Here is an 11,880-nt window from a genome sequence, read left to right as displayed (position 1 = left end):
TCAGGTCAGTGTGTGGTGGTCTTGGTGCGGCGCCAGCCCACGGCGTCCCGGTGGCGTCCGAGGAAGTCCTTCTCGCGCAGGGACGCCAGGTCGGCGTCCCCACCGTTCCCTGGGACCAGTCGTTCGGTGGACCGGGAGGGGTCGACGAACAGGGCGTCCGCCGGGCAGTAGGTCTCGCACTGGAAGCAGGTCTGGCAGGAGACCTTGTCCGCGATGACGGGGAAGCCGTCGGGACGCAGGGTGAAGACGTTCATCGGGTAGACCTGCGCGCACAGGCCGCAGTTCGTGCAGCGCTCAGGGTCGATGACCTCGATCATGCGGCCACCTCCGCGCGGGACTGCTGACGCTGCACCCGGATCTCGTCGACTCCGGACGTCACCAGCCGGTAGGTGGCGGTCGGGTCGGTCTCTGGGTGGTCGACGCGGTAGTGCATCGCGCGGGACTCCCGACGTTCCAGCGCGGACGCCGTCGCCCACCGCGCCATCGCTGCCATACCGGCGACCTCACGGAGCCGGTAGTGCTCAGCGGAACTGCAAGGGGCGGCGTCCTGCAGATCCGACCAGACGGTGTCGAGGTTGGCGAGCATGCCGGTGAGCCGGTCTTCGGTACGGAAGACGGCGTTGGTCAGGGGAAGCATCTGGCTCCGGACGCGGTCGGTGAGCCCCCCCAATCCGGACTGCTGCTCCGTCGGTCGCCGGAGCGGGCGGACGCAATGCTGTCCAGGTGCACGCCGGTATCCTTCCTGACCTGGCCTGAGGCGTGTCGGGCGGCGTGCCGTCCCGCCCATGCTCCGGACGCCACCGCCCAGGCCAGGTTCGGACCGCCGGCCCCGGTCGCTGCTCCTGTGATCTTGTCGCGGGCGGCGACATCTCCGGCGACAAAGAGACCGGGCAGGCCCGCGGCGCAGGTCGTGTCATCCACCCGGATGCCGCCGGTACCGCGGACAGTCCCTTCGTTCACCCAGTCGATGGGGAAGAACTCGGTGAAGGGGTCGATGCCGAGCTTGTCAGTGACGGCGAAGAAGTTCGGCATGGACGAGCGCACCCGGCCCCACTGGTCCGGGGTGAACTGGGAGAACCGCGAGTACACGGTGCCGCGGACGGAGTGCTCGATGATCGGGACACGCGAATAGTGCAGGTCGGTGTAGGTGATCGGTGTGCCGCCCGCGGTCCGGTACTCGGCCTGGATAAAGTAGCCGTTCTTGTCCATGGAGGTACCGAAGGGGACCATACCCTGGAAGTTCGAGAATTCCATCGCCGCGAGATCTGCGCCAGCTTCGGCGGCCATGAGCTGGCCGTCGCCGGTGTTGGTATCTCCGCCGAGGGAGTGGCTGCGCCAGGTGGTGCCGCCGGTGGCCAGCACCACGGAGGACGCGTGGACGGTCCATCCCCGGTTGGCCTGTGTCTGGTGGCCGTGGGCGCCGGCGACGGCGTCCCGTGTGTCGGTGACGAGCAGCCCGGTGGCCGGGCTGTGGTCGAGGATGAGGACGCCGCGCTTCTTCACCTGTCCGCGCAGGAAGCGCAGGTAGTCAGGTGCAGGTCCACGGAAGTAGGGGACTCCGGAGGGGTTGTCGCCGGTGAGGTCGAGGCTGGGGACGGTCTGCTTCTTCTGGACCCGGTTCCAGCCCATGTCCGGTAGGCGGCTGATCTGGGCCCAGGTCTCGTCGAGGAACGCGTCTGTCCATGCCCAGTCGGAAAGACCACCGCCGGTGGCATCCTTGACCCCGAAGGTCTCGCGCCGCTGTGGCGCGCCGGGTGGGGTGAGCCAGTGGCCGACGCCGGCGGTGGCGGCGACTCCACTTGCCCCGCACCAGCCCTTGTCGACGAGGGTGACAGAGAGTCCATGTTCGGCGGCAGTGTCGGCGGCATTGATGGCGGCCCAGGTCGCGGCCGGGCCACCGCCGATGATGAGGATGTCGGTGCGGATTTCCAGAGCATCCTGATCGTCACGGAGGATGTCGGGAGAAGGTCGTGTGAATCGTGTGGTCATAAGACCGCTCACTGTAGACAGAGCGGTCTATAAGTGAGAAGTGTACGGACCAGGGTGAATGGAAGAGCCTGCCAATCTCATGGGCCCGGTCGTCGTTTCGTCTACTCAAGCAGCGGGATTCTTGCGCTGTTCGAGACGCTCCGCGAGCCACAGCTTGATGATCGACTGGCGTGTGACGCCAAGATGGCGGGCTTCAGCGTCCAGTGCGGCGACCATCCAAACGGGGAAATCAACGTTGACCCGTTTCTGCTCCTCGCCGGGACGACGGGCGGTGCTGAGGTCGAGGTCATCGAGGATGTCTTCGCCACGGTCAAATGCCTGATCGAAGTCCTTACTGGTCTTCATAGAGGGTTATCTCCTTCTGTCTTGCTCGCCGAACTGAGATGATGCGGATGCGATCCGGCCTGTAGGTGAACACCGCCGACCAGAACCTGCTGTTGTAGCTGGCGATCAGTAGCCAGCGGGGCTCGTCCTGCGTTCTGGCTCTGACTTCGAGACGGTTCTGATCCAGCCAGAGCTGTTGTGCTTCAGTGAAGTCAATGCCGTGCTTGACGAGATTGGATGCACTTTTCACGGGGTCGAACTCAAAGTCCACGGCGTGCTCATGGATAGAAAATATACCTTTTCTGGTACTTCATGGCCACCCCTCACCTCGCCTGCTCCACCAAATCCAACTCCAGGTACCTGCCGACCTCACGCACCCGATCGTCGTAGTCGAGGATCCGGGTGTGCTCCTCCGGAAGTCCTGCCGCGAGACATGCGTCCTTCACCACATCGCCACAGTCCCGCCAACCCCAGAACGCGAACAGTCGGTCACCGTCCGTGTCCAGAAGATCGCACCCGGCGGCGGCGAACACGGACTCGACATCCACCCACCAGTCCTCGAGGATGCCGTCGTCGCGGTCCGCCGCATTCCCGTAGGGGATGAGTTGTCCGCTGATCCCGGGGCCGGCGATCTCCCTCCGGCTCTGCTCGGCACACCCGTCGATGATGGCGAGAACACCGGGGATCAGCGTCCGGACGTGGGTGAGTACCACCGGCGCGTAGACATTGGAGTTGGCGAAGTCTTCCCAACCCTGGTTACGTCTGGCTTTCTTCGCCTTCTTCCCCCGGCGCATCCCCTTGTTCCGCTGCGCGTTCTGCTGTGCTTTCTTCTCCGCCCGGTCCTGCCCCGGCATTCCCGCGACCATCCAGGTCAGCGTGTACTCCGCCTCGCTGCGTCCTTCCTCGGAGTCGAGCGGGACGGTCTCCACCACATCCCCCGGAACCAGCGGTAGCGCGTGACAGAAGTTGGTCAGACCGCGGACGTGCGGTGGTGCACCGGGAACGAGCCCGCTGGGCACCATTTCCCCTGGGCCCGGTCCGGGCCACCTGCGGCCCGGTGATGTGATGGCCAACGGCAGTGCGTCGAGCCCGAAGTCAGGCATGAGTCTCTCGACCATGATTCCCCCTGTGATAGGTGTGTCCGGCGGCCCCTCGCCGCGGACTGGTGCCGATGGTGTCAGGTGGGAAATGTTCTGGTGGGGAATGCGGGGAAGAGGTCGGACTCAGTCTCCGAATGGATTGCCGATCAACCTGTCAACGGCTTTCTGCAGCACTGAAGGGGCGATCCGGTGTGCCCCGGTGATCAGTGCGGCATCCTTCCCGATCGCGGCGCGCGACCGACGGGCCAGTGCTGCCCTGAGGATCGCGGCGGCGACATCAGCGGCAACGTTGCGGGCGATCCGCCGACGGAACCGCTCAGCGACATCCCTGGCTTCCTGGGTTCCTGCACGATCCGCTGCCCGGTCAAAGATGGGGGTGTCGACCCCGCCCAACACACAGTCGGTGACCGTGGCTGGGGAGAGTTCCGGGCGCAGTGCAGACACCGCCATTGACAGGGCAGCTTTCGACGCGGAGTATGCGCCGTATCCGGGCGCGGTGATCAGGGAGAACGCGGAGTTGAGGACGACCACCCGCCCGCGATGCTGCCTGATCTGCTGTGCGGCCGCGCCGGCGACCGTCACCAGCCCCATGATGTTGACGTCCGTGACTGACCGGATCTGGTCGATGGATTCAGGTCGTGTAAGCAGACCGGAGGCAGCGATACCGGCGGCGTAGATCACCGTGTCCACCTCAGGATGGTCGGCGAACCAACGGTTCACCATGGCGGAGTCCGCGACATCGAATCCGGTGGAGATGTCGAGGGAGGTCACGGTGCCGCCCGCGTCCGCGCACTGGCGACACAGCTCCTGCCCTATGCCGCCCTCGCCACCGATGACGACAACCCGGTGCCCGGACCAGGCTCAGCTGTGGCGGGTGGAATCGCGGAGAAAGTGAGGGATCAGCATAGATAACAGGCTATCGGTGCGGGGAGTCTGCGGTGGTTGTCGATCCTGTGAATGAACCGTGCCAGTCTTGTGGCTCAGCTACTTTGAACATCGTGAACCGAAACAAGTTGCTCCTCACCGGTGTGCTCCTCGGCAGTGCACTGCTCGTCCTCTCCGCCTGCAGTTCCGATTCCGATGACGGGGACGCGGTGTCCTCGGAGACTGTGTCGACCGCAGGGACAACCGCGCCGGCCGTGACCGACGTCAACCCGGCGTCCTTCGAGATGGACGGACGCTACGTCTTCGATGTGCCCATGGGCGACGGGACCACCAGCCTCTGCGTGATGGCAGACAGCTCCATCACCTGCTCCGGCAAGGCTCCGGAGGACGCCCCGGACATCACGGTCGAACCGTTTCCCACGCAGCCACCGGGTGCGATCACCCTCGATGAGGACGGTCTGACCTGGTACATGCTCGAGGGCGTTCCGCCTGCCCCTGGGAAGCTGGAGCACTCCCAGCGCATCACCCACGGCGGCATCACTTGTGAGACCGACGCGGAGGGCACGCTGGACTGCGCTCTCGGCGATAACGGCTTCACCATCAACCACGAGGACGCTGCGATCAGCCTCCGCGGAACGGTCCGGGTCACCGCGGAGGCCGAGGCGCCGGAGGCTGAGGCGTCGTCGACAAAGCCCACCGCCGTGGACGGTGGTGTCGACGGTGACTACAGCTCCACCGATGAGCCGATGGGTGAGGGGACCTGGTGTGGAGTCGCCCATCCTGAAGAGACCGAGGCATACGTCCACAAGGGCTCAGTCGGCTGCCTCACCGCTCAGGAGGTGATCGCGGAGTACCGCGACCGGCGGATGTCCGAAGGTGGTGGCAACACCCTGGCCATGCAGGTCGGGGAGTGGAACTGCTCGTCACCGACGGCAATGAGTAGTCAGGAGCTGAGCGAGGAGATCTTCAACGGGACGATCCCGGTCGCCACGGTCTGCGATAACCCGGACGGCACCAGGATCGCGGCTGCAGTTTGACCGGGTGGTTGTTCGAACGCCACGCGGAGCTGTCCGGCGAGGACGCTACAACTGACGTGGACCGAGGAGTCGACCGACTCCGCTGACCTTAGGAGAGACATGACCATCACCAAGTTCACCGCCGGTGCCGTCGCACTGGCGACTGCCCTGGCACTCGCCGCCTGCAGCGACGATGACAATGAGGGCGCCGCGGGCACCACCTCTGCCGTCACCACCGACCAGGCCGCGGAGAACACGCAAGACGCCGGGGATACCGACGCCGGCGAACAGCCCGTCTCCGACATCCAGGCCGCGGTGGACACCTTCATCGGCGCCCTCGATGACCTCGGCATCGAGCACTCCGAGCCCGTGCGCGGGCAGGTCCAGCTGTCGGGAGCGAAGGCTGTATTCGACCTCACCGTCAACGGATACGACTCCGGCATCAACGTTTACCCGGATGCGGAGTCGATGGCGACCTGGCAGGAGGCCAGTGAAGCCCTCGGCGGCATCCACGTCGCCAAGGACCTGGCCGTGTTGAGCCTCAACACCACTGAGGGTGTCGCCGACTCGGCAGAGATCGCCCCGCGCATCGCCGAGCACATTGACGGCACCGCCCGCGGCGTCTAGGGATCCGACTCCACGTAGGTGCCGGAGGGTTGCAGCGCTTTCCCGTAGATGCGGCCATGGGTAGGGGAGTGCTACACCTGAGTGGGGAACAGGAATACAGTCTGCTGCCTTTCAGGAGAGACATGTCCATCAGGAAACTCACCACCGGGACCATCGTGCTGGCGTCTGCCCTGACCCTGTCCGCCTGCAGCGACGATGACGACGAGACCGCCGCGGCTACCACCACGGCCATCACCACCGACCAGGTAACCGAGAGCGCGGACGATCCTGACGCTGAGGTCGAGGCAGCCAGGGACCTCTTCATCGGTGCCCTCGACGACCTCGGCATCGAGCACACTGAGCCCGTACGCGGCCAGCAGCAGCTGGGGGATGTCGAGGCCCGGTTCGATCTCACCGTGAACGGATACGACACCGGCATCAACGTCTTCCCGGATGCTGAGGTGATGGCGGACTGGGAGGAGACCAGCGACACTCTCGACGAGATCTATGTCGCCAAGGACCTCGCCGTGCTGTCCTTCAATACCGAGGAGGGTGCCGCCGATGCGGTGGAAATCGTCCCGCGTATCGCAGAGCGCATCAACGGCACCGCCCACGGCATCTAGGAACCCGAACACTGTTCAGCGTTAGCGTTTCCGTGTGGAACGTTATGACGAAGCGGAAGTCCGCTATGCGACATGGGCAGATGTCGCCGAGCGAGGAGCGTTCCACCCGACCGGAGAGGTCTGGATCAACCCGGAGCATCCTGACGCGCACCAGTCATGATGTGCATGGTTCGGAGTGGGGTAGCCGACCCTCACCCACGAACGGGTGAGATCCCTTGACCGAGTGGTCGGACCTCATAAGATCAGAGGTGACAACCAGCTCAGAATCAAGGAGTGAAGGATTATGGCCTTCGTCAGTATCGTGGTCCTCAGCTATCCGGCAGGCATGGAGAGCGAGATCGAGGAACGGTTCGCCCACCGCCACCAGAACGTCGACAAGTTCGAGGGCTTTGAAGGCTTCGAGATGCTCCGTCCCGTCTCCGGCGGGAAGAGCTACTTCGTCATCACACGCTGGGCGGATGAGGCGTCCTACCAGAAGCGGATGGACGCCCGTGCCGAGCGCGAGGACACCGGCGAGGGCCTGTCCGTCGAGCCGTTGGGCTTCGAGGTCGTCGACCTGGGGTAATCAGTCGTCCGACCGTGCAGCGTCCTCCAGCAGGTCCTCGTCCATCTCCGCTGTGACAGTGGAACGTCCGTGGTAGACGTCGTGGTCGATCTCCTTCTCATCGTGCGCGACGAGCATGGCGACGAAGGTGTCGCCGTTGACGTTGAGGAAGGTGCGCAGGATGCCGGTGAACCAGTCCACCGCGATGAGCAGGCCGACGGCCTCGACCGGCAGATCCAGGGAGGACGCCAGGAACATCGCCACCACCGGGAACCCGCCCGGCACCGTGATCGTGCCCATGTTCAGCATGATCGACAGGAACACACCGAGCACGATGTCCCCGGCGCTGAGGTCCACGCCGCCGGCCTGGGCGAGGAACATGATGACGATCATGTAGTTGAGCACCGCGCCGTAAGATCCCATCGTCAGGCCGATCGACAGGGTGAAGTTCGCGACGCGCTGGCTCACACCGACCTTCTCGACCGTGTTGCGCAGCACCGTGGGGAAGGTGACGGCGGAGCTCGTCGTCGTCACCGCGATGACGGTCTGCTCGGCGAGCTTCGCTCCGAGCTTGACCACGTTCAGGCGGGTCTTCAGCCAGATGACCACCAGGAACGCGACCATGAGGATGAGGACGCCGAGCGCGGTGACCCCGAGGTACGACAGCGCCGAGGTGACGACCGACAGGCCCTGTTCACCGGTGAGGGACGCCAGCAGGCAGAACACGCCGATCGGGGCGACGTACATGACGTACTGGATCATCAGCAGCACCACGTTCTGAATCCCCTCGAACAGGCCGAGAAGCGCGCGGTTGCCTGTCTTCGCCATCCAGCTGTTAAGCGCCACGCCGAAGATCAGCGAGAAGACGATGATCGGCAGCATGTCGGCGTTGGCCATCGCCTCGACGACGTTGGTGGACACGAAGTTCAGCAGGGTGTCCTGCCAGCCCTCGGTCTTGTCCGCCTCCTCCTGAAGTGTCGGGTCGAGTTCACCCTCGAAGACCATGCCGTCGCCGGGGCGGAACAGGCCACCGAGCCCCCAGGCGACGACGGCGGCCAGGGCGGAGAACCCGAGCATCCAGCCGAAGGTGCGTGCGGCCAGTCGTCCGGTGCCGGCCCCGGTCATCGACCCGGTGGCGACGATGACGGACGCCATGACCAGCGGCACGATGGACATCTGGATCAGGCGGATGAACCTGTCGCCGATGAACTGCAGGTTCGCGGCCCAGTCGCCGAGGATCAGTCCGGCGATGATGCCGGCGATGGCTCCCAGGCCGATGAGGACGGCAGGGTGGCGTAGCGCGAGCCAGACTCGTCCGGGACCGGTCGTGGCGAAGGACTGTGGTGCGTCGCCGTGGGGCAGGGGTGTGGGATTCTCCTGTGTCATTCCGCGGAGGTTAGGTGCCGGGTGTTTCAGGAGGTTTCTGTGCTGTGTCGACGGAGTGACAGTCCTGCTCACTCCTTCAACTGCGCCTCCAACCAGCTCACCGTCTGCATGCCGAACAGGTCCGTGCCCCAGCCGTAGATGTCCGTGACGAACCGCGTCATCGAGCAGTCCGTCGGTTGGTAGCTCACCGGGGTGCCACCGGCACGGTAGCGGTCGGCCAGGTTGCGGGCGTCCGCCGCCGGCACCAGCGACATCGGCGAATCGTCGGCGACGCAGGAAGCGATCAACACGGGCGCCTCCGGGGACGCACCCTCGGCGCCGAGCAGGTTGTCATCGTAGACGTGCTGGAACTCGGGGATGTCCGCCGGCGGGATCCCCGCGGTGAACAGCGCGGACAGTGGGACGAAGGGCATCGAGAAGTACGCGGGGGTCTGGCACTCGCCGCGGTACCAGTCTGCGATCTGCCGGCCCAGGGGAGTGAGGTGGGAGTTGAGGTCCATCTCCGGGTACTTCGGCTCCGGACCCAGCAGGGTGGCGAAGACGAAACCGGAGCCCAGCGACCCGTCCGAGCCGCGAAAGAAGTTGCGCTGGTCGACGACCATGCCCTCCAGTGCCGATCCGCGGATATTGAGCTCCGGAGCGTAGGACGCCGCCCTCTCGGCCGCGAATCCTGCCCCGACACCACCACCGGCGATGCCGAAGATCCCTACCGGGGCCTGCGGGTCGAGGCCCGCGTCCTCCAGTTGCATCGCCGAGAGCACCCCGTCAAGCAGGGTGTGCGCCGCGTACTTCCCGGCGAAGGCGCCGCGCGGCGATTCCTGGGCGTCATTGCCGACGTCGCTGATCATCACCGCCCAGCCGCGGTCGAACATCATCGCCAGCGGGCCGAGCGCTGACCAGGAGGACCCGTCCATGGGGTTCGACCCGGTCCACTGGGTCGACGGGTGGCAGCGGGCACCGACCGAGTCATTGGCCTCCTGGTATCCGATGACGGGACGGGTGGCGTCGTCGCGGCCGTCGTCGGGGACCATGAGGATGCCCCTGCTGATCGACTGGGTGCCGTCCATCTCCTCGGCGATCGCACCGAGGTTGGCAAGCGGTCGGTGCAGCTGCATCTGCAGTGCCATCGGGGTGTTGAGCTGGGTGGAGAGGGTGTCCCAGTGATTGTCGACCTGGTCGGTGTAGCCGGGCAGCAGCTGGTCGGTGATGTAGTCCCACCGCTCATCGAAGTTCGACCAGTCCCAGTCCGGCAGCGGCACGGTGACCTGTGCGGTCTTCCCACCGGCGAGTTGCCGGGTGAAGTGGATCGGACGCCACGACCGCATCGGCTGGACCCCGCCCACCGACGGCGAGCCGACCATGGTCGTGGCGTAGGTCAGGGCCTCGCCGAGGTTGCCTCGGTAGGTGCGCACAGCGTCCCACCGCTCGCCGATGACGGTGAGCTGTTCGCGGTGCAGAAACACCTCATTACCGGCGGCGATGCGGGCAGGCTCGCCGGAGGCGATGTCGCGCCAGGCGTCGATGATCTCCGGTCCGAAGACGCCGGCGTCCGCCATCTCCTGCAGGGCGGGCAGTCCGCCGTCGACGTAGGCCTGGTGCATCGGCATGAGGTCGCAGAAGATGGCCTTCTGCATCACGAGGATTTCGCCGATGATGTAGTCCATGTCCGAGGAGGTCAGCTCCGGCATGGTGGCCAGGGCGCGCAGTCCGGAGGGGAGTTGGTCTACGGCGTCCTGACCGGCGGCGTCGCGGATGCCGGCCACGATCTGCTGGGCGAGCGGCTGCACGCCGTTGATCCGTTAGACGGTCGCCATGATGTCCATGTCGAGCAACCCTCCACCGAAGTCGGCGCCGGGGAGCTCGCCCATGCCGGCCCACTGCAGTTCACGGTGGTCACGTTGGAAGGCGAGGTAGCGGTCGTAGCTGCGCTCCAGGTTGGCGGTGTTCGCCGCGACACCGGCCCGTGGGGCCCAGGCGTCCAGGTCGATGCCGGCGGTGTCGGTGACGCGACGCAGCCAGGTCTCGTGCAGTGCGGCTGCGTCACCGGTGAGCGGCCCGTCGGTGGTGACCGGGCAGGACGCCCCGGCCCAGGTCTCCACATCGCGGTCGGTGGCCGTGGCGGCGGGCATCGCGAGGGTGGCAGCTGTCATCGACGCCATCAGCGTGGCTGTGACGCGACGTCCGGAAAGACTTGGGGCAGGTGCAGGGGCACAGGATTCTCCCGGGGACAGAGTGCAGGGGCACAGGATTCTCCCGGGGACAGAAAGGGCTGGGCGGACAGGAGCCCAGAACGACGGTGCGGCGAGGTCCGACGTGCCTGTCCGGGCGCATCGGACGCTACGGGGTCGGTGCAGGGGTCGCCGGGGATTCGGGTGAATCAAGGTCACGATCGTTAACCTCCGTCACTCTGTTCACGTCAGTCACAGGTATTCTCGACTCCATGAGTTTCCTGAGGATTACGGTGGGCGTCTTCACCGCTGTCATAGCTGTCGGATCCGCGACCGCAGAAGGTGCTGATCTCCCGGGGTCGTCCGTCTTCTCGTCCGGCGGGGCGGTACCCTGCACCGTCGCACTGGATCCGGGGCACAACGGGGTAGCGACGAACACCTTCGACCCGGTGACGGGCGTCCTCATGGCGGACTACCCGAACGGGCAGGAGGACGCGGACGCCCTCGAGATCGCCCGTGCTGTCCGCGACCGCGTGGAGGCTGCCGGGTTCGGAGCGGTCCTGCTCAAGGACGCCATCGACGACAATGTCAGCTACCGGGACCGGGTCGACCGTGCGGCAGCCGGGGACGCGGTGATGGGTGTGTCGATCCACACCACGCCTGGGGCGGACGGCTCCGCGGTGTATCCGCAGCGGGTGGGCGGTTTCCGTACCGGCGAAGGCGCCGACGGGCAGCGGACCACGGTGACCTTCGGGGACGTCACCACCGCCGCGGAGTCGCAACGCTTCTCCACCATGATGGCAGGTGCCCGCTCGGTCGCGGAGCTGCGTGGCGTGCCGGTCACGGATCTCAGCTTCGACGGTCGGGAAGGGTTGTGGGGCGGGAATCTGCCGGTCATCTCGCTGATCGCGGACACCCCGTGGGTCTACAACGAGTTCGGCAGTGCGACCGGCGGTGGGGCCCACGGCATCAGCACGGCAGAGAAGGCCCGCTACGTCGACGGGCTGTCCGCCGGGATCCTCGCCGGCCTGACGGCCTCACCGCAGTGTGCGGTGGCAGGGTCCGCGGGGTCACTGTAGAAGGACACGGTGGCCACACCCGTGAGGGGCACCTGCTGTGCACCGAAAGTGAGCCGGAGGCCGCGGCGGGGGTGTCTCCCGATGAACAGGGAATGTACCCTCGTTAGGGTATGCGTTCGTTCCGGAACGCACCGGCACTGCCTGAGGACACCGAGGGAAC

The 11,880-nt window shown here is 66.0% G+C and carries 15 protein-coding genes; 5 read left to right on the top strand and 10 right to left on the bottom strand.

What is annotated here, in order from left to right; genetic code table 11:
• Nucleotides 1-5 precede the first annotated feature (5 nt).
• The 7 genes from CVA01_RS07925 to CVA01_RS07895 form a co-directional block, all read right to left on the bottom strand.
• A complete protein-coding gene (locus CVA01_RS07925; RefSeq protein ID WP_141329871.1) occupies nucleotides 6-317 on the bottom strand; it encodes a 4Fe-4S dicluster domain-containing protein in 312 nt (103 codons plus the stop codon).
• Nucleotides 314-637 (bottom strand): hypothetical protein, encoded by a 324-nt coding sequence (locus CVA01_RS07920; RefSeq protein WP_141329869.1) that lies wholly within the window; start codon nucleotides 635-637, stop codon nucleotides 314-316. The genes CVA01_RS07925 and CVA01_RS07920 overlap by 4 nt, the downstream gene beginning before the upstream one ends.
• Complete coding sequence (locus tag CVA01_RS07915) at nucleotides 625-1,989, bottom strand: FAD-dependent oxidoreductase (protein WP_141329867.1); 1,365 nt, start codon at nucleotides 1,987-1,989, stop codon at nucleotides 625-627. Before CVA01_RS07915 ends, CVA01_RS07920 begins: the two co-directional genes overlap by 13 nt.
• A gap of 105 nt (nucleotides 1,990-2,094) precedes the next feature.
• The gene (gene brnA, locus CVA01_RS07910) at nucleotides 2,095-2,334 is read right to left on the bottom strand and encodes a type II toxin-antitoxin system BrnA family antitoxin (RefSeq protein WP_141329865.1); all 240 of its coding nucleotides are present in this window, start codon (nucleotides 2,332-2,334) and stop codon (nucleotides 2,095-2,097) included.
• A complete protein-coding gene (locus tag CVA01_RS07905) occupies nucleotides 2,321-2,584 on the bottom strand; it encodes a BrnT family toxin (RefSeq protein ID WP_141329863.1) in 264 nt (87 codons plus the stop codon). The genes brnA and CVA01_RS07905 overlap by 14 nt, the downstream gene beginning before the upstream one ends.
• Nucleotides 2,585-2,636: 52 nt before the next feature.
• Entirely contained in the window at nucleotides 2,637-3,332 is a 696-nt protein-coding gene (locus CVA01_RS07900) for a hypothetical protein (protein WP_141329861.1), read from the bottom strand.
• A gap of 204 nt (nucleotides 3,333-3,536) precedes the next feature.
• Nucleotides 3,537-4,247, bottom strand: a complete 711-nt coding sequence (locus tag CVA01_RS07895; protein ID WP_141329859.1) for an SDR family NAD(P)-dependent oxidoreductase — start codon at nucleotides 4,245-4,247, stop codon at nucleotides 3,537-3,539.
• 164 nt (nucleotides 4,248-4,411) lie between these two features.
• Here CVA01_RS07895 and CVA01_RS07890 point away from each other — a divergent pair, with 164 nt between their 5' ends.
• The 4 genes from CVA01_RS07890 to CVA01_RS07875 all read left to right on the top strand — a co-directional run bounded on the left by CVA01_RS07890 (nucleotide 4,412) and on the right by CVA01_RS07875 (nucleotide 7,108).
• A complete protein-coding gene (locus tag CVA01_RS07890) occupies nucleotides 4,412-5,335 on the top strand; it encodes a hypothetical protein (RefSeq protein ID WP_141329857.1) in 924 nt (307 codons plus the stop codon).
• A 99-nt stretch (nucleotides 5,336-5,434) separates the two neighbouring features.
• On the top strand, nucleotides 5,435-5,941 hold the full coding sequence (locus tag CVA01_RS07885) for a hypothetical protein (RefSeq protein ID WP_141329855.1): 507 nt from the start codon (nucleotides 5,435-5,437) through the stop codon (nucleotides 5,939-5,941).
• A gap of 122 nt (nucleotides 5,942-6,063) precedes the next feature.
• Nucleotides 6,064-6,543, top strand: a complete 480-nt coding sequence (locus CVA01_RS07880; RefSeq protein WP_141329853.1) for a hypothetical protein — start codon at nucleotides 6,064-6,066, stop codon at nucleotides 6,541-6,543.
• 283 nt (nucleotides 6,544-6,826) lie between these two features.
• Nucleotides 6,827-7,108 (top strand): antibiotic biosynthesis monooxygenase family protein, encoded by a 282-nt coding sequence (locus CVA01_RS07875; RefSeq protein ID WP_141329851.1) that lies wholly within the window; start codon nucleotides 6,827-6,829, stop codon nucleotides 7,106-7,108.
• On the opposite strand, the gene CVA01_RS07870 is transcribed toward CVA01_RS07875, so the two are convergent.
• The 3 genes from CVA01_RS07870 to CVA01_RS07860 form a co-directional block, all read right to left on the bottom strand.
• A complete protein-coding gene (locus CVA01_RS07870; protein WP_141329849.1) occupies nucleotides 7,109-8,473 on the bottom strand; it encodes a dicarboxylate/amino acid:cation symporter in 1,365 nt (454 codons plus the stop codon).
• Between the two features lie 68 nt (nucleotides 8,474-8,541).
• Nucleotides 8,542-10,260, bottom strand: a complete 1,719-nt coding sequence (locus tag CVA01_RS15260; RefSeq protein WP_244938203.1) for a lipase family protein — start codon at nucleotides 10,258-10,260, stop codon at nucleotides 8,542-8,544.
• Nucleotides 10,261-10,272: 12 nt separating this feature from the next.
• Entirely contained in the window at nucleotides 10,273-10,623 is a 351-nt protein-coding gene (locus CVA01_RS07860; RefSeq protein WP_141329847.1) for a hypothetical protein, read from the bottom strand.
• A gap of 290 nt (nucleotides 10,624-10,913) precedes the next feature.
• On the opposite strand from CVA01_RS07860, the gene CVA01_RS07855 reads away from it, so the two are divergent.
• Nucleotides 10,914-11,720: an N-acetylmuramoyl-L-alanine amidase gene (locus tag CVA01_RS07855; RefSeq protein WP_141329845.1), complete on the top strand. Its 807-nt coding sequence runs from the start codon at nucleotides 10,914-10,916 to the stop codon at nucleotides 11,718-11,720.
• Nucleotides 11,721-11,880: the final 160 nt, after the last annotated feature.

It is taken from the genome of Corynebacterium variabile (assembly GCF_006539825.1).
In the GTDB taxonomy this organism is placed as follows: Bacteria; Actinomycetota; Actinomycetes; order Mycobacteriales; family Mycobacteriaceae; genus Corynebacterium; species Corynebacterium variabile.
This window is presented reverse-complemented; position numbering and strand designations above follow the sequence as displayed.